Consider the following 20,731-nt stretch of genomic DNA (forward strand, 5'->3'; position numbering starts at 1 on the left):
ACTCCTTGCATCAACAGTGAGCGCATTCTGGGTGGTGCGGATGACAAAACGATGAAGGTTGGAGAGCAATCTCGAATTGGGAGGCCCGCTTGGCCAGCCGCCTGCACCAAGTGGCCTCGGGCCGACCTCGCTGCCGGCCCGCCGGGCCGCATGGGCTACTGGGCGCGAGGCATGCACATGGCCATGCAGGACAGTGGCCATTCTCCGCCCCGGGGACCCCATCTCTCGATTGAAACAGGTGGAACATTCAAACGATGCAAAGCGCAAGGTATCCTTCTTGGGCACCTTCCACGTGGGGGAGCACAGGGTGCCCGGCCGGACCAGAGGTTGCCCCCGATGAAACCCTCCGGATTGCGTACGCGCACCGACAAGGACGTTCATGAGCAAAGCAAAACGCGCCGGGCTGCTGTTTGTGTTCGTTTGGTTCGCCCTCGGCGGGCTCGGGCACTTCATGCTGACGCCGTTCTTCGTCAGCATCGTCCCTCCATCGATCCCCTACCCTGCCGCCGCCGTGCTGGTGAGCGGCGTGTTCGAGCTGCTGGGCGCGCTGGGGGTGCTGTGGCTGCCCACCCGGCGAGCGGCGGGATACGGCCTGGCACTGCTGACGCTTGCGGTCACACCGGCCAATGTCTACATGTGGCAGCACCCCGAGCTGTTCCCGAAGATTCCGCCGAGCCTGCTGGGTATCCGGCTGGTGGTGCAGGTGTTGTTGCTGGTGTGCATCTTGTGGAGCACGAGCCGGCCGGATGATGCCGTTGCTACGCGAGATGGGAAAGGCGAACCATAGGTCGGGCAATACAAGGTGACCGCTATCGCCTTACACCGGCCCGGCGATAAGCCTCACTCTTGTCCCGTCGTCCAACAGCGAGCACTAGCACAGTGACGGTACGATCGTTGACCTCGTACACCAGCCGGTATCCGGCATCGCGCAGCTTAATCTTGTATACGTCTTTCATGTCCTTGCCACTGAGCTTGGCAGACGGCACCCGGGGTTCGGCCAGACGTTTCTCGAGCTGCTTTCGAAACTGATCCTTGATCGACGCATCGAGTTTCTTCCATTCCTTCAAAGCGTCTTCGTGAAAGGCGAGCTCATAACTCATCCAGCGACACCTTTACGGACTTCCCGCCGCGACGCTGCCGAACGATTTCTGCAAGCTCGATGTCCTCAAGCCGGTCCATAAGTGCTTCGAAAGCCTGGGCGGGAACCAGGTATGCGGCCGGGCGATTGTGATTGAGGACTGCCACGGGTTCGTTACCGGCCTCCTCAATGATGGCACCGGGGTTGCGGCGAAGGTCCGTGATGCTTACGGTCGCGGTAGCGTAGATGGCGCGTGTGACTGTCATATCTTTGGGTTGCCTGGCGTAGCGGGTTCCAATCGGACTGCATGGACAGGCTTGCAGCCCGTTCGTTACCCGTAATAAAGCACATAATTTAGCACAAAAATATGTGTACTTTTTGTCCTATCGATCAGCAACCAGAAGCCGGGCGACCCGAGGCCTTCCATGTCCATGCTTGCGCGCCGTCACAACCGCAAACGACTCACCCCCGTGCCCCCTGCCTGCCCTTCACCGCCCGCCACGCACTGGCCACCACCAGCGACCCCAGCCCAAGCGCAAGCCCAAGCAGGACGATGGCGCTCATGTGATCGCGCACCAGCGGCACATTGCCGAAGAGATAGCCGCCGGCCAGCAGCGACACCACCCACACCGCGGCGCCAGCACTCGCGGCCAGCGCGAAGCGCGTCGCGGACATGGCGGACACGCCCGCGACGAACGGGGCAAAGGTGCGCACCACGGCGACAAAGGGGGACAGCAGCAAAGTCAGGCCGCCGTGGCGCTGGTAGAAGTCATGCGTCCTGCGCAGTGCGTCGCGGTTGATCCATCGGTAGCCGCCCGTGAACACGCGGGCCCCGATGGCTTTGCCGATGGCGTAGTTCAGCAGGCTGCCGGCCACCGCGGCGACCAGCAGCACCGGCAGCAGGATCCATAGCTTGAGCGCGCCCGCCGCGCAGAACGCGCCACAGAGAAACAGCAGCGGGTCGCCAGGCAGGAAGAACAGCGGCAACAGCCCGATCTCGCAGAACACGATGGCAAACAGGATGCCGTAGACCAAGATGCCGTATTGCGCGATGGCAGGGCCGAGATGCTGGTCGAAATGCAGCAGCAACGGCAAGACTTGCGATGCTTCCATGCGTGCCCCCGGTCTTGAAGTGATGGCTACAGTGTAGGCGCGCCCTGGCCACCGGGGACCCCAGGTGGGTACGGTGCCCTGGCCTCTGTGCCGATGACAAGCGGGAAATATGGCGAGAAGAGCCTTTCCCTCCGGCGCGCGCCCGCATAATATTGAGCATAACCCGCATAATCCGCACAATCCTCTGCACCAACAACCCCAGGAAATACCATGTCAAATTCCCAAGCCACCGCCCGGATCGGCTCGGTCGATGCCAACTACCTGGTGCACCTGCAGGCCGGCAGCCACGCACTGGTCGGTGACGAGTCCGCCGGGCTGGGCGGCACGGACCAGGGCCCGCCGCCCTTTGCCTTCGTGCTGTCCGGTCTGGTGTCCTGCACCGCCATCACGCTGAAGATGTACATGCAGAGGAAACAGTGGCCCGTGGCCGATGTGGAAGTCACGGCGGTCTTCCAGGGCAAGGACGAGGCACGCTTCATCCGGCGCGAGGTCCGGCTTAGCGGCGTGGAACTGGGCGAGGCCGAGCGCGAGCGGCTCGCGCAGATCTGCGAGCGCACGCCGGTGACGCTGTTCCTCAAGGGTGCGTCGCGAATCGAGACAACCTTCCTCTGAGAAGCCCCAGGCAAAACCGGAAGGGGCAGCCCGCAGGCCATCTCTTCCGGTTCGTGCCGGCGGCCTACCCGGCGGCAGTCTCCGCCAGATGGGTGCGCACCACCACCTCCGAATGCAGGGTCCGGTGGACCGGGCACTTGTCGGCGATCTCCATCAGCGCCGCGCGTTGCGCCTCGTCCAGCGGGCCGCGCATGGTGATCTCCCGCTCGATCCAGTCGATCTTGCCTTCGGTGGTGGAGCACTCCGCGCAATCGGTCGCGTGGATCTTCTCGTGGCGCAGCGTCACGGCCACGTGTTCCAGTGGCCAGCCCTTGCGGTCCGCATACATGCGCATGGTCATGGCGGTGCAGGCGCCCAGCCCCGCCAGCAGCAGGTCGTAAGGCGCGGGGCCGCCGTTGAGCCCGCCAAACGAAACGGGTTCGTCGGCCAGCAGGTGGTGCGGCCCGGCGGTGATGCGCTGCTGGTACTTGCCGGCGTGGCTTTCCTCCACCCGCACCAGCCCTTCCTCGGCCACTGCGGCCGGCACATCCAGGGCATCGATGTCGAGATAGCGCTGGCTCCATGCCGCAATGGTGTTGGCCACGTAAACGGCATCGGCCTTGCGCGTGAGCAGGTGATCGGCGCGGTCGAGCGAGACGAAGCTCTTGGGATGCTTGGCGGCAATGAAGATCTGCGTGGCGTTATCGATGCCGACGGTGTCGTCCTGCGGCGCATGCATGACCAGCAGCGCCTTGCGCAGCTTGGCTACGTTATCGAGCAGCTTCTGCTCGGCCACGTCTTCGATGAACTGCCGCTTGATCTTGAACGGACGGCCGGCGAGCCGGACCTCGGCCTCTCCATCGGCCTCGATGCGTGCGGCCTGGTCGCCGAACAGGCCGACCACATGGCTCGGATCGCTCGGCGCGGCGATGGTGACGACCGCCTTGGCTTCGGGGATGCCGTGCGCGGCGCTGAGCACCGCCGCGCCGCCCAGGCTGTGGCCAATCAGCAAGGCTGGCGCCCGGTGGTGCTGGCGCAGATAGTCCGCCGCCGCCAGCAGGTCGGCCACGTTGGACGAGAAGTTGGTATTGGCGAAATCGCCGCCGCTGCCGCCAAGGCCGGTGAAATCAAAGCGCAGCACGGCGATGCCGTGTGCCGTCAGCGCCTGCGCGATACGCGTCGCCGCCAGCACGTCCTTGCCGCAAGTGAAGCAATGGGCGAACAAGGCAAAAGTGCGCACCGGGCCAACTGGCAAATCCAGCCGCGCGGAGAGTTGCTGACCATCACTTCCCGGGAACTGCAGGCGCTGGGCTTCCATGGGTATCCTCATGCTTGACGCGAACTGTATGAGGTTCCCACTCTAGCCAAGTTTGCCGCCGGGTGCTACTGGCGTCGCATGGCTGGCCGCGCACAACGCGCAGTTGCGCCGGCAGGCTTGCCAGCGCCTTGCTTTCCGTTGTACGGCAAGTCCCCGATCCTCCCTGTGGATGCCCGCAATGCTGCACGGCTAGCAGGACGCGCACAGCGTTGCAATCAAGGGGCACGAGCCAGTGCCATCGCTGGCGTGGCATTGCCCGATCAACCTGCGCAAGTCGGTACGCAGCGCCTGCAACTCCCCCAGGCGCGCCTCCACCGCCTGGAGCTTGCGTTCAGCCAGCGTACGCGCGGTCCCGCACGTGCTACCGTCATTGAGTTGCAGCAAGACGCGGATTTCATCCAGCGCGAATCCAAGCGCCTGCGCGCGGCGGATGAAGATCAGCCTTTGCAGGCTTTCACGTGGATATTGCCGGATGGCGCCAGGCGCTCGCTCGGGTACCGGCAGGAGGCCACACCTTTGGTAGTAGCGCACCGTTTCCACGCCCACATTGGCCGCCTTGGCCACCTGCCCGATCGTCAGTGCCGATTCCATCGCTTGACTCCGTACCCGAGTACGCACCTAGACTATGTGCAAGCTGGCCTTAAGGGAAGGGGATGCGCACCGTCCTACTGCAGTCGACCATCACCTGCCCACATTGCGGACACCGGAGCGCCGAGAACATGCCCACCGACGCGTGCCTGTGGTGCTACACGTGCGGGCACTGCAACGCCGTGCTGAAACCCAAGGCCGGGGACTGCTGCGTATTCTGCTCCTATGGCGATACCCGTTGCCCGCCGCGCCTGCAAGAACCGGGCGAGCGCAAGCGATGCTTCGCTCGTGCTCCCTGATCTGCCATCTTCCCCGCTTCCATCATGCTATGTCCAAGTTGTAGGAAATCTGACTTGTCAGTGGCAACGCTCGAGATCGATGCGCCCGAACTGGGTTCGTCTTTCCTCCTGACCGTGCTCAGGTGCCCCCTGTGCAGCGAAGGGATCATTGCGAAAAAGGAACTCCAGCGGATATTCCGCAAAGGCCGGAAGCCGGCAATGGCCGGCAAACCGGCCCCGCCCGTGCGGCTTCGGGAATCCGGCGCCGGCCACTGATCCTGGCATAGGCCCGCCGGCTCACATGCGCGCTTTCTCCCTGCCCTTGAGCGCACTGCGCAGGTAGTCCGCAAGCGCCACCACATTGCCCGGGGTGGCGGGCTCGCGCTTCCATACCAGCCCCACGTCCATCGACGGCACCTTGTCGGCAATCGCGCGCCGCACGATGCGCTGCCCCTCCAGCGACCACGGCCGGTAAACCAGGTCGGACAGGATGGCAATGCCGCGCCCGGCCGCCACCAGGCTGCGGACCGCCTCGATCGAGCAGCTCTGGTAGCGGACCTGCGGTGCCAGTCCATATTGCCCCCAGTACTTGCCGACCGTGGCAATGTGCTCGTCCATGTCGAGCAGGATGTAGTCATGCCGCGCCACGTCCGCCAGGCCGATGCGGTCCGCCATCATCAGCGGATGCTCGGGATGGCCCCATAGCTGCCTTGGCGAGCGCAGCAGCGTTTCGCAGGTGACATGGTCGAGCCCGGGCAGGTTCGAAACCAGCAGCAGGGCAATGTCGATCTCGCCACGCAGGATGCCCCGCTCGATGTCATGCCGTTCCCGCTCCAGCAACTCAAGCCGCAGCCGGGGGAACTTTCTCTCGATGGACTCCAGCAAGCCGGGCAGCACATAGGCCGTGATGGTTTCGGTCACGCCCAGGCGCACCGTGCCCGCGATGTCTACCGGCGCCACGCTGACGGCTTCCACCGCATCCAGCACGGCGTCCTCGATCTGCTGCGCATGCCGCAGGAAACGCGTACCGGCTTCGGTGAGGCGCACGCCGCTGGCGTGCCGGGTGAACAACTGCACGCCTACCGCTTCCTCCAGACCCTTCAGGGAGGCCGTCATGGATGACTGCGATACGTGGCAACGAAGCGCCGCACGCGACACCTGTCCCGTCTCGGCGATGGCCACGAAATGCTGCAGTTGCTTTAAGGTGGGTAGCATCGATTTTTCCGATATTGCTATGTCGAAATTATGAATTAGAAATACTTCCTCATGCTAGCTAGCATCCGGTCAGGAGACAAGATGCGGTGACAACCATGATTCAGGAAGACAAGCGCGGCTACTGCACGTTGTGCCGCTCCCGATGCGGCACGGTGAACGTGGTGGCGAACGATGCGCTGATCGCAGTGCGCCCCGACACCGCGCACCCCACGGGCAAGGCAATGTGCATGAAGGGAAAATCCGCGCCGGAACTGGTCCATAGCGCCGACCGCGTCTTGTATCCGATGCGGCGAACCACGCCCAAGACCGATGCGGATCCCTGCTGGCAGCGCATTAGCTGGGAGGAGGCCCTGGCCGAGGTTGCGCAGCGCCTGCTCCAGGCCAGGCGTGAGGGCGGCGCCGAATCGGTCGCCTTTGCCGTCACCACGCCGAGCGGCACGCCGCTATCCGACAGCATCGACTGGATCGAGCGGCTTATCCGGCTCTTTGGCAGTCCCAACACCTGCTACGCCACGGAAATCTGCAACTGGCACAAGGACTATGCGCACGCCTTCACCTTCGGCTGCGGCATGCCGACCGCCGATTACCGCAATGCCGAACTCATCGTGTTGTGGGGCCATAACCCGACCAACACCTGGCTGTCGCAGGCCGAAGCGATTGGTGCCGGCAGGGCCGCCGGCGCGAAGCTGCTGGTGGTGGACCCCAGGGAGACAGCGCTGGCAGGCCAGGCGGAGCAATGGCTGCGCGTGCGGCCGGGCACGGACGCCGTGCTCGCCATGGCGATCGCCAACCTGCTGATCGAAGCCAATGCGTTCGACCTGGCCTTCGTGCGGCAATGGACCAATGGCCCCTTGCTGGTGCGCTGCGACAACGGGCGCTTCCTGCGGGGCCGCGACCTGGGGCTGGCCGATGGCGATGCCTACCTGGTCTGGGACGCCCATGCCGGACAAGCCCGGCCGTCATCGGCGCTAGCCGGGCGGGATTTTGAGCATGTTGCGCTAAGAGGCACATTCGAAGTGGGCCAGGCCACAGCCACAGCCACGGCCACGCTCGCTTGCCGACCCGCCTTCGACCTGTATGCCGGCGAATGCGCCCGTTACCCCGTCGACGTAGCCGCGCGGCTCACCTGGGTGGCACAGGCGGATATCCACCATGCGGCAAGCCTGTTCGGCTCGGCCAGGCGCGTGGCCTATCACGCCTGGTCCGGCGTTGGCCAGCACGACAACGCAACCCAGACGGACCGGGCAATCGCCTGCCTCTATGCCTTGACCGGCAGTTTCGACAAGCCGGGCGGCAACCGGATCTTTCAAAAGCCCCCGTACAACCCGGTCAGCAGCTTCGACCTGCTGCCGCCGGCGCAGAAGAGCAAGGCGCTGGGCTATGACGCGAGGCCGCTCGGGCCGCCCGCGCAGGGATGGGTCACCGCGCGCGACCTTTACCGGGCGATCCTGCACGCGCAGCCCTACGCCGTGCGCACGCTGATGGCATTCGGCACCAATCCCCTGCTCTCGCAAGCCGATGTGGAAGACGGCGAGCGCGCCTTGCGCAGCCTGGACTTCTATGTCCATTGCGATTTGTTCGAAACCCCCAGTTCCCGCTACGCCGATATCCTGCTGCCGGTCAACACGCCATGGGAGCGCGAGGGACTGCGCATCGGCTTCGAGATCTCCGCCGAGGCCGAGCAACTGGTGCAGTTGCGCCAGCGCATGGTGTCGCCGCGCGGCGAGTCGCGCTCGGACAACGACATCGTGTTCGATCTCGCCGTCAGGCTGGGCATGGGGCAGGCGTTCTTTGGCGGCAGCCTGGAGGCGGGATGGAATCATATGCTCGCCCCGTCGGGGTTGACGGTGGACAGGCTGCGCGAGCAGCCGGAAGGCATCCGCGTGCCCGTTGCCGACGTGGAGCGCAAGTATGCGGGCCGGCCGCGTGAGCGCGCCTTCCATACGCAAACGGGGCTGGTGGAGTTGTACTCAGAACAGCTGCTGCGTCACGGCTATCCGCCACTGCCACGCGCCGGCCAGTGCCCCGAAGAAGCGGACGACACTGCCGACGGCGCCTATCCTTTTGTCCTGACCTCGGCCAAAAGCGGCTACTACTGCCACAGCCAGCATCGCGGGCTGCCCTCGCTGCGGCGCCGCGCACTGCAACCCGAAGCGGAAATCCCGGCCGCGCTGGCGGCCGCGCGCGGGATTGCCAGCGGCGATGCGATCCGGGTGACCACGTCCATCGGCAGCGCAAGGTTTATCGCCAAGGTCCGGGAAGGCCTGCATCCCCGCGTGGTGGTCGGCGAGTTTGGCTGGTGGCAGCGCTGCGATGCGCTTGCGCAGACCGCGCTGGGCGTCACGGGCGAGAACAACAGCAACTACAACGGCTTGATCGCCGCGGACAGCATCGATCCGGTCAGCGGCTCCGTGCCGCTGCGGGCCTACCGCTGCAACGTCGAGCCCGATCCGGCTTTCGACGTAACGCGCCGCCGGTGGGACGGCTATCGCGCCTTTCGCGTCGCGAGCCTGGCGAAGGAAGCGCACGAGGTCATGTCGGTATGCCTGGAGCCCTTGGATGGTGGCGGCTTGCCGGACTTCCTGCCGGGCCAGCATGTGACGATCAAGCTCACCGTGCCGCCCGCCGGCGAAGAGATCGTGCGCTCGTATTCCCTGACCGGCCCTGCCGTATTGCCGGCGCGGCGCGGCTACTCGATCTCCGTGCGCCGCGCCGCTGGCCTGACCGATGCCGGCGAGGCCGTGTTCGGGCGCGCTTCGTCGCATATCAACCTGTGCCTTGCGGTTGGCGACATCGTCTCGCTGCGCGCGCCATCCGGCACCTTTGTCATGCCGGTGCGCACCCGGCGCCCGCTGGTGCTGCTGGCCGGCGGGATAGGCATCACGCCGTTCATCAGCCTGCTCGAATCGCTGGCCGGGCTCGCCGATCCGCCAAGGATGCTGCTGTTGTACGCGAACCAGAACGGCCTGGCCCATGCGTTCCGGTCACGCATCCGGGCGCTGCGGCACACCCTGCCGACGCTGGAAGTCGTCAACTTCTACGACCGTCCCGCGCAAGGCGACGTGCCCGGCGTCGACTACGACGTGGCCGGACGCGTCAGCGCCGAGCATGTCCCCGCCGAACTGCTCGGCCAGCGCCCGCTCGTCTATATGTGCGGCCCCGCGCCAATGATGACCGCCTTCGCCAATGCGCTCGCCGAGCGTGGCGTGCCGCGCGCCGACATCTTGCGCGAAGTGTTCCGCTCGCCCGAGCGCGTGGCGGCCGGGCCCGGCCAGCAGTTCAATGTGGTGTTCGCCAGGTCCGGCACCACCGGCACCTGGCGCTCGACGGACGGCCCCCTGCTGGGCTTCGCTGAAAAACTCGGCCTGGCACTGCCCAGCGGCTGCCGGGTCGGCCAGTGCGAGAGCTGCGCGGTTTCCGTCGTGTCGGGCCGCACCCGGAACCTGCATGGCGAGGAACCCGAGGATGCCGGCATGTGCCTGGCGTGCCAGGCCGTGCCCGCCAGCGACATCGTGCTGAACGCGTGATCGCGCCCGCCGCCGCCCTTTTTCCAACCCCACCCAAGCCAAGATGCTGATACTCGACTCCGACACCACCCGCGCGCTGCTGCCGTTCGCCAGGCTCGTGCCCGCCCTGCGCGACGCGTTTATCCGCGGCTGCGAGGTCCCCCAGCGCCACAGCCATGTCATCGATCCGCACGGCGCGGCGCCGGGGACGATGCTGCTGATGCCCTCGTGGCAGGCCGGCGCCTATCTCGGCGTGAAGACCGTGACCATCTACCCGGGCAATACGCTGTCCGGACTGCCGGGCCTGTACTCGACCTACCTGCTGCACGATGCGTGCACCGGCAAGCCGCTGGCCATGATCGATGGCAACGAGATCACGTCCAGGCGCACCGCCGCCGCGTCGGCGCTGGCGGCCTCTTACCTGAGCCGCAATGATGCTTCGTCGATGCTGGTGCTCGGCGCGGGCCGCGTTGCCAGCCTGCTGCCCCATGCCTATCGCGCCGTCAGGCCGATCCAGCGCGTTGCCGTCTGGGATATCAACGCGAGCCAAGGCGAAGCGCTGGCGGCAAGACTGCTGGCCGACGGCTTCGAGGCGCGCTTTGTCCCGACGATCGCCGCCGCCTGCGAAGACGCTGACATCGTGACCTCGGCCACGCTCTCCACCTCGCCGCTCGTGCAGCGCGCGTGGCTCAGGCCCGGCACCCACCTGGACCTGATCGGCGGCTTCACGCCGGCCATGCGCGAGGCCGACGACGGCTGCTTCGAGTCAACCTCCGTCTTCGTCGATACCAGCGAAGCCGTGCTCAAGGCCGGCGACCTGCTCCACCCCATCGAGGCTGGCGTGCTCAAGGCCGCCCACATCCGGGCCACGCTCGCGGACCTGTGCCAGCAGCGCCATCCCGGCCGCGCGGATGACACGGAGATCACCGTCTTCAAGGCCGTCGGCACCGCGCTGGAAGACCTCGCGGCCGCCGTCATGGCTTATGGAGGATTCGAAGGCTCGCCGCGCACCACGCCGCGCGCAGAAAGCCATGGCAATGCAAGGAGACAAGCATGAAAAGCACCCCCCTATCCCTGGACACAACGGACCAGCCTGAACACCCGGACCACCCGGGCCGCGGCGGACTGGAGCGCCTGGCCGTCAAGGTCACCGACTGGTCCGAGCGCTGGTTCCCCGACTCGTATATTTTCGCCGCCATCGCGGTGATCGTCGTGGCGCTTGGCGCGATGGCCATCGGCGCGCCCGCGCAAGGCGTAGCCCGCGCATTTGGCGACGGCTTCTGGAGCCTGATCCCGTTCACCATGCAGATGGCGGTGGTGGCCATCTCGGGCTACGTCGTGGCGGCCTCGCCCCCGGCGTCCCTGCTGATCGAGCGGCTAGCCGCCCTGCCGCGCACGGCGCGCGGCGCCATCGCCTTTGTCGCGCTGGTCAGCCTGCTGACCTCCCTGCTCAACTGGGCCATCAGCCTGATCTTCAGCGGGTTGCTGGTGCGGGCCATTGCACGACGCACCGGGCTGCGCGTGGACTATCGCGCGGCCAGCGCCGCCGCCTACCTGGGGATGGGTGCCACCTGGGCACTGGGCTTAAGTTCGTCCGCTGCGCAGTTGCAGGCCAACCCCGCCAGCCTGCCCAAGTCGCTACTGGATATCACCGGCGTGATTCCGTTTTCGCAGACCATCTTCCTGTGGCAATCGATGGCGATGACGGCCGTGCTGATCGTCGCTTCCTTGCTGGTAGCATATTTTTCAGCGCCGGCGGGCGAGCGCGCGCGCACCGCGCAGGACATGGGCGTGGATATCGACGATGCCGGCGATGGCATTGGCCGCCCCACGCGTCCCGGCGAATGGCTGGAGTACAGCCCCTTGCTGACCCTGCTGATCGTAGCCCTCGGCGCCGGTTGGCTGGTGCATGAGTTCACCACCAAGGACCCGATCCTCGCGATCTCCAACCTCAACACCTACAACTTCCTGTTCCTGATACTGGGAATGCTGCTGAACTGGCGTCCCAAGCGCTTCCTGCGCGCCGTGGCCAGATCCGTGCCATCCACCGCGGGGGTGCTGATCCAGTTTCCGCTGTATGGCGGCATCGCATTCATCCTCACCAAGGCAGCTGGAATGGATGGCACGACGTTGTCGCACCACCTGGCATCGGCTTTCGTCTCGGTCGCCACCAAGGAATCGTTCTCCGCGGTGATGGGCGTCTATTCCGCCGTCCTGGGCTTCTTCGTGCCATCGGGCGGCGGCAAATGGGTCATCGAGGCGCCTTACGTGATGCAGGCTGCCAATGAACTGCAAGTCCACCTGGGCTGGGCGGTGCAGGTGTACAACGCCGCGGAGGCGCTGCCCAACCTGATCAACCCGTTCTGGATGCTCCCGCTGCTGGGCGTGCTGGGGATCCGGGCCAAGGACGTGGTCGGGTTTACTTTCACCCAGTTGCTGGTCCACGCGCCGCTTGTGCTGTTCATGCTGTGGGCCTTTGCTTCAACGCTGCCTTACCGTCCGCCAGTCATGCCTTGATGCCGTGGTGCCTTGCCGTCGAGTGGCTTGGCAAGCCTGGCGGCCACGCCGGTAGCGGTGGACAAACCCGGAGGGATCCCATTCCCGGTTTAAGATGCTGGTTTTCAGGCCGGCGCGACCGGCCAACTTTCCCCCTCCACTCTGCCAGCTGACATATGAAGAAGATTGCACTGCTACTTGCCGCCCTGGGCATGGCGTCCATCGCTCACGCTGCCGCCCCGGCCGCGGAAACCCTGCCGTCCGGCATGTCCATCCAGACCATTGTCAAGGGCACCGGCGCCACGCCGAAAGCCTCCGATGTGGTCAAGGTGCACTATCGCGGCACGCTCACCGACGGCACCGAGTTCGACAGCTCCTACAAGCGCGGACAGCCGATCTCGTTCCCGCTGAACCGCGTCATTCCCTGCTGGACGGAAGGCGTGCAGAAGATGCAGGTCGGCGGCAAGGCCAAGCTGGTGTGCCCGGGGCCGACCGCCTATGGCGCGCGCGGCGTACCCGGCACGATCCCACCGAACGCCACGTTGAACTTTGAAGTCGAGCTGCTCGGCATCGGCAACTGACGCGAGGCAGCCTCACCGCTTTTCGCAAGGCCCCGGCCTCCCGGCCGGGGCGCGATTGACTGGCACCGCAGCGCTACGCCTGCACTGCCGTCGCCACACCCCACAGCGCGAGCCAGCGTATGTCCTCGCCTTTGCGTCCTGCGGTCATCCGGGCGCAGATCGGCATCGGATTCAAGGAAGACGGTACGCAGCAGTTCCGGCCATGAGCGCGGCAATGAGCGGGTCAGGCGGAACGTAGAAGGCCACCCCGCCCGGGGTGGGCGGCCAGCATTACTCGTTTGAACCGCCAGGCGCCATGGCGCGGCGCTTGCGCGTTACCACCAGGGGCGCCTGGGCGTTGCCTTCTGAAGACACGCGCGGCGGACGGGGGCCAGAGCCCGGCGTCCGCGGGCCTGCGCCGGGCGGACGTGCGCCGCCACCGCCGCCGGGAGGACGCGTGCCGGTATCCAGCTGGATCGTCGAGATGGCGCGCTTGTAGATGGTCTGCATGCCGCCGGGCGTGCTCAGCATCACCACGAATGCGTCGAAGGACTCGATGGAGCCGACGAGCCGGATGCCGCTGACCAGGTACACCTGCACACGCTTGCGCTCTTTGCGCGTGGTGTTCAGGAAGGAGTTTTGCGGGTTGGTGTCGTCAAGCTGCATGGGATATTGAGAGTAAGGCAGACGAAGCGCTGCGAGAAAAAGATGGCTACTGCGGCGCAGCTTCGTCGGCGGCGCACCGATGCACAATATCGGTGCGCACGCGCTAACGCAAGATGAATCAAGCACGCCCGGATGGCAGCGCATCATGATTGCTTACAGTGGCTAGGCTTGCCATTCTAGCGCAAGCCGGATGCAGTTCCCCGCGCAAGGAGCATGCCAACGGTTCCGGCGCCCGGCTGAAAGCCACCTCAAGACCACCTCACGGCCACCTCGCATGCCGATCACCGCACCAGGCTCCCATCCTTTCACGCCGCCCGCTTTGCCATTAACATGTCCGCCCACGATCCAGCAGGCCACCACATGAAGCTCAACCAGCTGCGCGCCCTGGCCGCCGTTGCCGAAACCGGCAGCATCCAGGAAGCCTCGCGCATCCTTCACCTGACGCAGCCCGCACTGAGCAAGGCGATCAAGGAGCTGGAGAGCAGCGTCGGTGCCACCTTGTTTGTGCGCTCCAGCAAGGGCGTGCAGCTCACGCCCTTTGGTCAGCGGCTGGTCTCGCATGCGCGGCTGATCAGCGAGAATGTGCGCCGCGCGCGCGAAGACCTGGAAGACATGAAAGGCACGGTGCAAAGCGAGATCACCGTGGGGGTGACGCCGGTCACGGCGCTGATGCGGCCGATGGCGGCCTGCCTGAGTACCTTCCGCCGCGAGTTCCCGAACGCCCGGCTGCGGGTGCTGGAGATGCGCCCGGCGCAGTTGCTGGAGCACCTGCGCGAGGGCACCATGGATTTCGCGGTGACCTCGCAGTTGCTGCCGCTGGATCGCGGGCTGGACTGCACCCAGGTGTGCCGGCTGCCGACCGTGATCGGTGCCCGGCGCGGGCATGCGCTGCGCGCGGCACGTTCGGTGCGCGTGCTGCAGCAGGCGGACTGGCTCGCGCTGGACCCGCTGTCCGATGCGAGCTCACCTTTTCATCAGTTGTTCGCGGGTAACGGCCTGGCGGTGCCGCCCCGGGTGGTCGAGTGCACATCGATGGGCTTGGCGCTGGACCTTTGCTGGCAGGTTGACACCCTGATCCTGCTTTCCAGCGAGTCGCTTGGCAGCCAGTACATCACCGAGCGGATGGATTTCATCGAGGTCGCCGAGCCCGTGCCCGACCGCATCATCTCGCTGGTCACGCGCGACCGGCATGTGCTGACGTGGGCGGCGGCGCGCCTGCACGACGCCGTGCTGCAAGCGCTGGCGAGCCACTATCCGCCACCGGGCAGCACCGCCGCCCAGTGAGCGGTCCCGCATGCGCCGGCAACGCGCATCCGGGCCAGGCAATGCCCCAGCACCGCGCTGGCCCGGCATGACGCGATGACGCAAACCCATCCCCGATTAAAACCCATAACAATCAATTAGTTACGGGCAACAATCGAATCGAAGGGCAATGAAAACAGCCCATTGCCTGACGCCGCGCGCCCAATCGGCGGCCGCCCCCTGATTCCCAATGCTCATACCCATGAAAAAAAGCGAAGTGCTTATCCAGCGCGCGGCCCCTACCATGCCCCCACACCGAGAGTAACGGGGCCACGCCGCACCCGCTGCCCATCTACCCCACCCGAGGAGGACAGCATGACCATCGCCCACACCGCACCAGGCCACCCGGCCGGCGCCGTGCCTGCCACTGCCGCCCGCCCGCACTCGCGCCGCGCCATCGTTGCCGCCGCCATCGGCAACGGGCTGGAAATGTACGACTTCACGGTCTATAGCTTCTTTGCCGCCACCATCGGCAAGTTGTTCTTTCCGTCGAGCAGCCCGCTGGCATCGTTGCTGCTGTCTTTCGCCACCTTCGGTGTCGGCTTCGTGATGCGTCCCCTGGGCGCGGTGCTGATCGGCAACCTGGCCGACCAGCGCGGCCGCAAGGCGGCGCTCACGCTCACCATCGTGCTAATGACGGCAGGCACCGCGCTGATCGCCTTCACGCCCACCCATGCAAGCATTGGCATGGCCGCCACCGTGCTGGTGGTCATCGGCCGGCTGCTGCAAGGCTTGTCGGCTGGCGGGGAAATCGGCGCCGCATCGGCCCTGCTGCTGGAGACCGCCAGCAAGCGCAACCGTTGCTTCCTGGTCAGCTGGCAAGCCGCCACGCAAGGCGGGGCCGCGCTGCTGGGCGCGCTGACCGGTGCCGCGGCATCGGCCTTGCTCAGCCCCGACGCCATGCTTGCGTGGGGCTGGCGCCTGCCGTTCATGCTTGGCCTGCTGATTGCGCCGGTGGGCATGTATATCCGCCGGCACCTGCAAGAAACCCACGAAGGCGGCAGCGCGCATGGCGGCGTCGGCAAGGTGTTTCGCGAACATGGCCGCACGCTGCTGCTGGGCATGCTGCTGATGACCGGCAGCACCTCATCCATGTACATCATGGTGTTCTACATGCCCACTTACCTGGTGAGCGCTCTGCATATGCCACCTGTCACCGCCTTCCTGGCGGCATGCACGGCAGGCGCTGCCATGCTGGTGATGGCGCCCTTGTTCGGCCTGCTGGCCGACCGGCTGCCGAGCCGCAAGCCCCTGCTGTTTGCCGGCGGGCTGACTTCGCTGGCGCTGGTCTACCCCAACTTCACGCTGCTATCCGCGGGCCCCAGCCTGCCGCTCACCATGGCGTTGATCGGCGGGGCCGTGACCCTGGGCTCGGTCGGCAGCGGCGCGGGTGCCGCCCTGATGATGGAAGCGCTGCCGCGCCACCAACGCGCCACCGGCATGTCGGTGATGTACAGCTTTGGCGTGACCGTGTTCGGCGGCTTCGCCCCGCTGATCGTGACCTGGCTGATCAGCGCCACGGGCAGCAACATGGCGCCTGCCGGGTACCTGATCGCGGCCTCCTGCATCAGCCTGACCGCGCTGGCGCTGTTCCCCAGCCACCCCGGCCGCGACTGACCCGCGGCGCAAAACCCATCCCTTCCGAACGCACGACACACACCCTGCAGCCATGACCAAGCACCCAGGAAACATCCCGCCGGCACTGACCGAATCCGCCGAGCGCTTCGCCGAACTGCGCCACCGCATCCACGCCCACCCAGAGTTGGGCGCCGACGTGCCACGCACCGCCGAAATGGCCGCCGCGCTGCTGCGCGAATGGGGCTATAGCGTGCACACCGTGGGCGGCCACGGGCTGGTGGCACAACTGAAGGTCGGCAACGGTGCGCGCACCATCGGTATCCGCGCCGACATGGACGCGCTGCCGCTGCAGGAGCGCACCGGCCTGCCCTATGCCAGCCAGGTAGCAGGACGCATGCACGCCTGCGGCCATGACGGTCACACCGCCACGCTGCTGGCCGCTGCCGAGTACCTGGCCGCCACGCGCCACTTCGACGGCACCCTCAACCTGATCTTCCAGCCCGACGAGGAAGGCATGACCGGCGCGCTGGCCATGATGAACGACGGCCTGTTCGAGCGTTTCCCCTGCGACGCGATCTACGCCTTTCACAATGCGCCCGGCCTGCCGGTGGGCATGGCGGTAGTGCAGAGCGGCCCGATGGGCGGCTCCTCAGACCGCGCCACGATCACGTTCCGCGGCAAGGGCGGCCATGGCGCCATGCCCCACCGCGCCACCGATCCCACGCTGGCCCTCGCCTCGACCGTGATGGCGCTGCAAGGCATCGTGGCGCGCAATGTGGCGCCGGTCGACGCCGCCGTGATTAGCGTGGGCGAGATGCAGGCCGGCAGCACCTACAACATCATCCCGGAGACCGCGACGCTGAAGCTGAGCGTGCGCGCCACCGTGGCGCAGGTGCGAGACCTGCTGGAGACCCGCATTCGCGAGGTGGTGACGCACCAGGCCGCCTCGTGCGGCGTGACGGCAGACATCGCCTACGAGCGCCTGGCGCCCGCGATCTGCAATACCGTGGAAGAAACCGCCATCGCACGGCAGGCCGTGGCCAGCGTGCTGGGCAGCGACAAGGTCATCCAGGTGCCGCCGTCCATGCAGATGGGCAGCGAGGATTTCGCGTGGATGCTGGAGAGGATGCCGGGCTGCTATTTTGCGCTGGGCAATGGCACCGGCGAGTGGGTGGGCTGCTCGGTGCACAATGACGGATATGACTTCAACGACCAGCTGATTCCGCTTGGCGCTGCTTGCTGGGTGGCGCTGGCCGAAGGCTATCTGCGCGCCTGAGACGGCGGCATGGCCGGTTTTCTCCCTGCTTTCGCCAAGGCCTTGTCTGAGGTTATTTAGAGAGCGTCAGGGACACTGCCTGCAGGTGGGTAGCCGGCCCAGGGCGCCCCCGCACCAGGGGACACGCCCCAGTAGGCACGGAGAACAACTCACCGACTCGCTTTGTCGCAACATGCGTGCGGGCATCGCGGGTTTACAGCTATCGTAACGGTGTTCAGGAACGTGGCGGCATCCGCTGATGGGACGTAGTGGTTGTCGATGTCGCGAATCTCTGGCTGGTGAATGTCAGCGCCGTTGACATCCATGTGCTCAAGCAGATCAGCAAGCCAACGTGCACGCGCTTCGGCAAGCTTCCTGGTGATTCCGGCGCTCTCGTTCCGCCACAGCGACATGAATACCTCAAAGCCCGCAGGAAACGCTTGCCGCGTATCACTGCGCCACGCGGCCAGCCGAGCAATTTCGGGAGCGGAGAGCTTCGCCGCCCCACGCTCAAAGATGGGTTCGTGCGTCAAGAATGCAGGGCGGCAGGCATAGGCAGGCAACACACAGAGCAATACGAATGCAACGAGCAGCTTTTTCATCACGGTTTCCATGCTGGCGGCCTGTAGCTCCAATTTGGGATGTTCGTCACGTAGTATGCGATGTTGTCTGCATTGACGATGCAAAACTGATTGCGCGCTTTGGCCCGAAGCCTTGACAGGAGAATGTTGTACCACTTGTCTTCAGAGTTCATCGCCTCCGGGAAATGTGAAACCTCATGAATGAGTACTGTTAGCTTACTATCCTTATCGAAGGGGATTCCCTCTGGGCTATTCTGCTCGTGATCCAGACGGCAGAATTTTGGGCCGACAAAAATGGTGTAGGTGCCATCCGGCTTGCAAACACTCGCGGTAGCTTCAATCTCCCCATCGCGGGCACGCGGTACACACCCCACGCGCCGGAGTCCCTCTTCTGAATGGCGTTCAAAGTTCTTTTCGCGCAAGCTTCCCATAATGTCACGGATTCTGGTCAACCCATCGCGTAGCGTTTGCCGCGTATTGCCAACCGTGTGACCGAACCACAGGATCACCTTGTCCTGGTCTGCTTGATTCCACCGCGACAACTCGAAAAGCCGATCACTCAGCGCTGTATTTCGGACTTGTCCGATTGACTTCAGCGGTTGCACCTGGTGATATGGATGTTGGCAATTCGCCACTTTCAATCAGGAGTAAATGATGAGCGACACAAAGATCAAGGCTGTCTATGTGGCAGCGTTCGCTGGCGCCAAGACTGCCAAGGGCGGCGAGGTTCTTATAGGGTCGGGAATACACAGCTGCGATGGTCTCACCCTCCTTCGCGTGGGCGACGTGGCAACCTATCCAGACGGCAGTACCGCGGTGATTGTCGCGGGCGCTGGCAGCGCTATGAAGGTAGAAGACATGCCCGTTGCGATTGTCGGGAGCCCTCTGAGCAATGGCGACACCATAGTATCCAGCCCTATCACGCCATTGGAATTTCATGAACTCGACGGCGAGCCCATTTTCGGCCTGCTTGATCCGTCATATCAAAGCGCAGGGGCTTAACCGTGGAACGCAGAGTTGCTTGTGTAGGTGATGCTCTCTCGACCGGCGGCAGGATTCTGCCGTATGCCGGACAAGTCTGCACCTTCGGGAGCGGCCATCAGGTCGCGCTCATTGGCGGGGATGCCTATTGTGAGGCTTGTAAGAGCATTGGCAGAATCGCAAAAACAGGCGGCCCTCGTCGAATCAATTTCATGGGCGAAACAGCCGCAGACGGTGACATTGTGCTGTGCAAGTGCGCAAGGCCTCCGCGAATCGTGGCGACCCTTTCCGGCAATAGCTGGTGCGATGACATGGCTGGCAGCGAGTATGCCAGCGATACATTTAGCGCCTTTGGTTATGACGATTCCACCTCCAGTCCTTTTGCTTACGACCAGCACTTTCTGATCGAGGACGAGGAAACGGGCGAGCCACTTGCCAATCGGCGTTATCGCCTCACGTATTCAGGTGGGGTGATCGATGGCCGCACGGACTCTCATGGGTTTACGCAGCGAATCGGAAGCGATAGCGCAGAAGCCGTACGACTGGAAATTTTCTAGGGAAAAAATGGGAAACGAAGCAATTTCAGTAAAAAATGGAAAAATGACGCCAGCGCAAGATCGAAACCCCATCAAAGCTCCCGTCAGGCCACCACTTTTATATTTTTCCATATATTACTATGACAAACACCATTCCTTCAAAAAGGCAGCCGAAACCAAAGAACGGGAAATAAGAAATTCTAGCAAATGGGATCAATCAAAAGATACCTACATTGCAATAGAAGTGCTAACGGAAGCCGATTTTCTTGCCGCCTGGGATCGCATAGCCAGTCTCGCCAATCAGGACGGACGTGTTATCGCCGAAGGTCACTTATTCACGCACGCAAGCAAACCGGGCGGCGAGAGTAGCGGCCTTGAATTCGCCGCCATACCTGGCACAGGCGATGGCACCCTCGATAAAGCCGAGTTGATGCGACTACCGGTATTGCCGTGGCGAAAAACTGGCGAACTGGTCCTCTATGGTTGCAATACATCGCGGACTGGCGAGCGCAGAGAATGGACGCCAGCGCAGCTTTTTGCTGATACGCAGAAGGTCAAGACAACCGGACAACCAGCATTCTCCGACTTTTCAAACAGACCGGACAAATACTCCAGAATATCCTCCGATTCCAATAACGTTTATCTTTTTCCATTTCACAGAGGGCAGAACGGAAGATTCGGGAATGGCTCCCGCTATCCGTCCCAATCATTTGAGCCAACCCCATGAAAAACATATTTGTTGCTATTGCTGCGTCCCCGACCATCATATCGTTGATGTTTCTTGCACATCGCGTTTTTCAAATTGACATCAATCATGTCAGCCTAACCCCCCATTATCTGGATATCCTTTCAATCTGCTCAATATTTCTCGCCTTGATATTTCGCGTGAGCCGTCCAGCGCTCTGGGGGATTACATTGCTCGCGGCCATTAATACTCTTATCGTTGTATGGGTTATTGACACACACAACTTCCTGGAATACGAGGACTGGATTAAGCGAGGTATGCCGGAAAAAACCGTGGGGCCAGGCTCCTAATGATTCAGATTGGCTTCGCTTCCCGTGGCCCCAGCTAAACCTCCCCTCCGTACG

24 protein-coding genes are annotated in these 20,731 nt (G+C 64.3%); 15 read left to right on the forward strand and 9 right to left on the reverse strand.

Features of this window, described 5'->3' with window-relative positions:
• Positions 1-379 precede the first annotated feature (379 nt).
• A complete protein-coding gene (locus tag AC1Q7Q_RS04715) occupies positions 380-787 on the forward strand; it encodes a DoxX family protein (protein WP_492372035.1) in 408 nt (135 codons plus the stop codon).
• A gap of 22 nt (positions 788-809) precedes the next feature.
• Here AC1Q7Q_RS04715 and AC1Q7Q_RS04720 read toward each other — a convergent pair whose 3' ends face one another.
• The 3 genes from AC1Q7Q_RS04720 to AC1Q7Q_RS04730 form a co-directional block, all read right to left on the reverse strand.
• Positions 810-1,100, reverse strand: a complete 291-nt coding sequence (locus tag AC1Q7Q_RS04720) for a type II toxin-antitoxin system RelE family toxin (RefSeq protein WP_150989398.1) — start codon at positions 1,098-1,100, stop codon at positions 810-812.
• Entirely contained in the window at positions 1,090-1,344 is a 255-nt protein-coding gene (locus AC1Q7Q_RS04725; RefSeq protein WP_043354770.1) for a type II toxin-antitoxin system Phd/YefM family antitoxin, read from the reverse strand. The genes AC1Q7Q_RS04720 and AC1Q7Q_RS04725 overlap by 11 nt, the downstream gene beginning before the upstream one ends.
• Before the next feature lie 196 nt (positions 1,345-1,540).
• The gene (locus tag AC1Q7Q_RS04730; protein WP_492372036.1) at positions 1,541-2,191 is read right to left on the reverse strand and encodes a VTT domain-containing protein; all 651 of its coding nucleotides are present in this window, start codon (positions 2,189-2,191) and stop codon (positions 1,541-1,543) included.
• 210 nt (positions 2,192-2,401) lie between these two features.
• On the opposite strand from AC1Q7Q_RS04730, the gene AC1Q7Q_RS04735 reads away from it, so the two are divergent.
• Positions 2,402-2,803 carry an OsmC family protein gene (locus tag AC1Q7Q_RS04735; protein WP_253929250.1) on the forward strand — a complete coding sequence of 134 codons (402 nt, stop codon included), beginning with the start codon at positions 2,402-2,404 and terminating at the stop codon, positions 2,801-2,803.
• 64 nt (positions 2,804-2,867) lie between these two features.
• On the opposite strand, the gene AC1Q7Q_RS04740 is transcribed toward AC1Q7Q_RS04735, so the two are convergent.
• Together AC1Q7Q_RS04740 and AC1Q7Q_RS04745 are read right to left on the reverse strand one after the other, a co-directional pair.
• Complete coding sequence (locus AC1Q7Q_RS04740) at positions 2,868-4,100, reverse strand: bifunctional alpha/beta hydrolase/OsmC family protein (RefSeq protein WP_492372037.1); 1,233 nt, start codon at positions 4,098-4,100, stop codon at positions 2,868-2,870.
• A 189-nt stretch (positions 4,101-4,289) separates the two neighbouring features.
• Positions 4,290-4,691 (reverse strand): MerR family transcriptional regulator, encoded by a 402-nt coding sequence (locus AC1Q7Q_RS04745; protein ID WP_492372038.1) that lies wholly within the window; start codon positions 4,689-4,691, stop codon positions 4,290-4,292.
• A gap of 62 nt (positions 4,692-4,753) precedes the next feature.
• Between AC1Q7Q_RS04745 and AC1Q7Q_RS04750 the strand changes: the two genes are divergently transcribed.
• Together AC1Q7Q_RS04750 and AC1Q7Q_RS04755 are read left to right on the forward strand one after the other, a co-directional pair.
• Positions 4,754-4,987 (forward strand): GDCCVxC domain-containing (seleno)protein, encoded by a 234-nt coding sequence (locus AC1Q7Q_RS04750; protein WP_492372039.1) that lies wholly within the window; start codon positions 4,754-4,756, stop codon positions 4,985-4,987.
• Positions 4,988-5,047: 60 nt separating this feature from the next.
• Positions 5,048-5,242: a hypothetical protein gene (locus AC1Q7Q_RS04755; RefSeq protein ID WP_492372040.1), complete on the forward strand. Its 195-nt coding sequence runs from the start codon at positions 5,048-5,050 to the stop codon at positions 5,240-5,242.
• Between the two features lie 21 nt (positions 5,243-5,263).
• On the opposite strand, the gene AC1Q7Q_RS04760 is transcribed toward AC1Q7Q_RS04755, so the two are convergent.
• Entirely contained in the window at positions 5,264-6,181 is a 918-nt protein-coding gene (locus AC1Q7Q_RS04760) for a LysR family transcriptional regulator (protein ID WP_492372041.1), read from the reverse strand.
• 95 nt (positions 6,182-6,276) lie between these two features.
• On the opposite strand from AC1Q7Q_RS04760, the gene AC1Q7Q_RS04765 reads away from it, so the two are divergent.
• From AC1Q7Q_RS04765 to AC1Q7Q_RS04780, 4 genes are all read left to right on the forward strand, one after another.
• The gene (locus tag AC1Q7Q_RS04765) at positions 6,277-9,708 is read left to right on the forward strand and encodes a molybdopterin-dependent oxidoreductase (RefSeq protein ID WP_492372079.1); all 3,432 of its coding nucleotides are present in this window, start codon (positions 6,277-6,279) and stop codon (positions 9,706-9,708) included.
• Between the two features lie 43 nt (positions 9,709-9,751).
• Positions 9,752-10,744 (forward strand): bifunctional Delta(1)-pyrroline-2-carboxylate/Delta(1)-piperideine-2-carboxylate reductase, encoded by a 993-nt coding sequence (gene lhpI / locus AC1Q7Q_RS04770; RefSeq protein ID WP_492372042.1) that lies wholly within the window; start codon positions 9,752-9,754, stop codon positions 10,742-10,744.
• Positions 10,741-12,204 carry a short-chain fatty acid transporter gene (locus tag AC1Q7Q_RS04775; protein ID WP_492372043.1) on the forward strand — a complete coding sequence of 488 codons (1,464 nt, stop codon included), beginning with the start codon at positions 10,741-10,743 and terminating at the stop codon, positions 12,202-12,204. The genes lhpI and AC1Q7Q_RS04775 overlap by 4 nt, the downstream gene beginning before the upstream one ends.
• Positions 12,205-12,359: 155 nt before the next feature.
• Positions 12,360-12,764, forward strand: coding sequence for an FKBP-type peptidyl-prolyl cis-trans isomerase (locus tag AC1Q7Q_RS04780; protein ID WP_006163829.1), 405 nt, complete (start codon positions 12,360-12,362; stop codon positions 12,762-12,764).
• A gap of 270 nt (positions 12,765-13,034) precedes the next feature.
• Here the strand turns inward: AC1Q7Q_RS04780 and hfq are convergent, their stop codons facing one another.
• Entirely contained in the window at positions 13,035-13,409 is a 375-nt protein-coding gene (gene hfq / locus AC1Q7Q_RS04785) for an RNA chaperone Hfq (RefSeq protein WP_492372044.1), read from the reverse strand.
• 360 nt (positions 13,410-13,769) lie between these two features.
• Between hfq and AC1Q7Q_RS04790 the strand changes: the two genes are divergently transcribed.
• The 3 genes from AC1Q7Q_RS04790 to AC1Q7Q_RS04800 all read left to right on the forward strand — a co-directional run bounded on the left by AC1Q7Q_RS04790 (position 13,770) and on the right by AC1Q7Q_RS04800 (position 17,565).
• Positions 13,770-14,693, forward strand: a complete 924-nt coding sequence (locus tag AC1Q7Q_RS04790; protein ID WP_492372045.1) for a LysR family transcriptional regulator — start codon at positions 13,770-13,772, stop codon at positions 14,691-14,693.
• Positions 14,694-15,026: 333 nt separating this feature from the next.
• A complete protein-coding gene (locus AC1Q7Q_RS04795; RefSeq protein ID WP_492372046.1) occupies positions 15,027-16,328 on the forward strand; it encodes an MFS transporter in 1,302 nt (433 codons plus the stop codon).
• Positions 16,329-16,380: 52 nt separating this feature from the next.
• Positions 16,381-17,565, forward strand: a complete 1,185-nt coding sequence (locus AC1Q7Q_RS04800) for a M20 aminoacylase family protein (RefSeq protein WP_492372047.1) — start codon at positions 16,381-16,383, stop codon at positions 17,563-17,565.
• A 149-nt stretch (positions 17,566-17,714) separates the two neighbouring features.
• Here AC1Q7Q_RS04800 and AC1Q7Q_RS04805 read toward each other — a convergent pair whose 3' ends face one another.
• The gene (locus tag AC1Q7Q_RS04805) at positions 17,715-18,158 is read right to left on the reverse strand and encodes a hypothetical protein (RefSeq protein ID WP_492372048.1); all 444 of its coding nucleotides are present in this window, start codon (positions 18,156-18,158) and stop codon (positions 17,715-17,717) included.
• Complete coding sequence (locus AC1Q7Q_RS04810) at positions 18,146-18,730, reverse strand: M35 family metalloendopeptidase (protein WP_492372049.1); 585 nt, start codon at positions 18,728-18,730, stop codon at positions 18,146-18,148. Before AC1Q7Q_RS04810 ends, AC1Q7Q_RS04805 begins: the two co-directional genes overlap by 13 nt.
• 49 nt (positions 18,731-18,779) lie before the next feature.
• On the opposite strand from AC1Q7Q_RS04810, the gene AC1Q7Q_RS04815 reads away from it, so the two are divergent.
• Genes AC1Q7Q_RS04815 through AC1Q7Q_RS04830 form a run of 4 tightly spaced genes read left to right on the forward strand, consistent with a single transcriptional unit; the run spans position 18,780 to position 20,677 of the window.
• Positions 18,780-19,127, forward strand: a complete 348-nt coding sequence (locus tag AC1Q7Q_RS04815; RefSeq protein ID WP_492372050.1) for a PAAR domain-containing protein — start codon at positions 18,780-18,782, stop codon at positions 19,125-19,127.
• Between the two features lie 2 nt (positions 19,128-19,129).
• Positions 19,130-19,663, forward strand: a complete 534-nt coding sequence (locus AC1Q7Q_RS04820; RefSeq protein ID WP_492372051.1) for a PAAR domain-containing protein — start codon at positions 19,130-19,132, stop codon at positions 19,661-19,663.
• Positions 19,602-20,369 (forward strand): EF-hand domain-containing protein, encoded by a 768-nt coding sequence (locus tag AC1Q7Q_RS04825; RefSeq protein ID WP_492372052.1) that lies wholly within the window; start codon positions 19,602-19,604, stop codon positions 20,367-20,369. The genes AC1Q7Q_RS04820 and AC1Q7Q_RS04825 overlap by 62 nt, the downstream gene beginning before the upstream one ends.
• Positions 20,366-20,677: a hypothetical protein gene (locus AC1Q7Q_RS04830; RefSeq protein ID WP_492372053.1), complete on the forward strand. Its 312-nt coding sequence runs from the start codon at positions 20,366-20,368 to the stop codon at positions 20,675-20,677. The genes AC1Q7Q_RS04825 and AC1Q7Q_RS04830 overlap by 4 nt, the downstream gene beginning before the upstream one ends.
• Positions 20,678-20,731: the final 54 nt, after the last annotated feature.

The organism is Cupriavidus sp. GW823-FHT07A04 (assembly GCF_058794615.1).

Coding starts and splice junctions, on each gene's coding strand:
- hfq (WP_492372044.1), bottom strand. CDS start 13,409: ATGCAGCTTGACGACACCAACCCGCAAAACTCCTTCCTGAACACCACG.
- AC1Q7Q_RS04805 (WP_492372048.1), bottom strand. CDS start 18,158: ATGGAAACCGTGATGAAAAAGCTGCTCGTTGCATTCGTATTGCTCTGT.
- lhpI (WP_492372042.1), top strand. CDS start 9,752: ATGCTGATACTCGACTCCGACACCACCCGCGCGCTGCTGCCGTTCGCC.
- AC1Q7Q_RS04760 (WP_492372041.1), bottom strand. CDS start 6,181: ATGCTACCCACCTTAAAGCAACTGCAGCATTTCGTGGCCATCGCCGAG.
- AC1Q7Q_RS04780 (WP_006163829.1), top strand. CDS start 12,360: ATGAAGAAGATTGCACTGCTACTTGCCGCCCTGGGCATGGCGTCCATC.
- AC1Q7Q_RS04745 (WP_492372038.1), bottom strand. CDS start 4,691: ATGGAATCGGCACTGACGATCGGGCAGGTGGCCAAGGCGGCCAATGTG.
- AC1Q7Q_RS04720 (WP_150989398.1), bottom strand. CDS start 1,100: ATGAGTTATGAGCTCGCCTTTCACGAAGACGCTTTGAAGGAATGGAAG.
- AC1Q7Q_RS04730 (WP_492372036.1), bottom strand. CDS start 2,191: ATGGAAGCATCGCAAGTCTTGCCGTTGCTGCTGCATTTCGACCAGCAT.
- AC1Q7Q_RS04775 (WP_492372043.1), top strand. CDS start 10,741: ATGAAAAGCACCCCCCTATCCCTGGACACAACGGACCAGCCTGAACAC.
- AC1Q7Q_RS04795 (WP_492372046.1), top strand. CDS start 15,027: ATGACCATCGCCCACACCGCACCAGGCCACCCGGCCGGCGCCGTGCCT.
- AC1Q7Q_RS04790 (WP_492372045.1), top strand. CDS start 13,770: ATGAAGCTCAACCAGCTGCGCGCCCTGGCCGCCGTTGCCGAAACCGGC.
- AC1Q7Q_RS04740 (WP_492372037.1), bottom strand. CDS start 4,100: ATGGAAGCCCAGCGCCTGCAGTTCCCGGGAAGTGATGGTCAGCAACTC.
- AC1Q7Q_RS04815 (WP_492372050.1), top strand. CDS start 18,780: ATGAGCGACACAAAGATCAAGGCTGTCTATGTGGCAGCGTTCGCTGGC.
- AC1Q7Q_RS04800 (WP_492372047.1), top strand. CDS start 16,381: ATGACCAAGCACCCAGGAAACATCCCGCCGGCACTGACCGAATCCGCC.
- AC1Q7Q_RS04750 (WP_492372039.1), top strand. CDS start 4,754: ATGCGCACCGTCCTACTGCAGTCGACCATCACCTGCCCACATTGCGGA.
- AC1Q7Q_RS04735 (WP_253929250.1), top strand. CDS start 2,402: ATGTCAAATTCCCAAGCCACCGCCCGGATCGGCTCGGTCGATGCCAAC.
- AC1Q7Q_RS04715 (WP_492372035.1), top strand. CDS start 380: ATGAGCAAAGCAAAACGCGCCGGGCTGCTGTTTGTGTTCGTTTGGTTC.
- AC1Q7Q_RS04830 (WP_492372053.1), top strand. CDS start 20,366: ATGAAAAACATATTTGTTGCTATTGCTGCGTCCCCGACCATCATATCG.
- AC1Q7Q_RS04765 (WP_492372079.1), top strand. CDS start 6,277: ATGATTCAGGAAGACAAGCGCGGCTACTGCACGTTGTGCCGCTCCCGA.
- AC1Q7Q_RS04825 (WP_492372052.1), top strand. CDS start 19,602: ATGGGTTTACGCAGCGAATCGGAAGCGATAGCGCAGAAGCCGTACGAC.
- AC1Q7Q_RS04725 (WP_043354770.1), bottom strand. CDS start 1,344: ATGACAGTCACACGCGCCATCTACGCTACCGCGACCGTAAGCATCACG.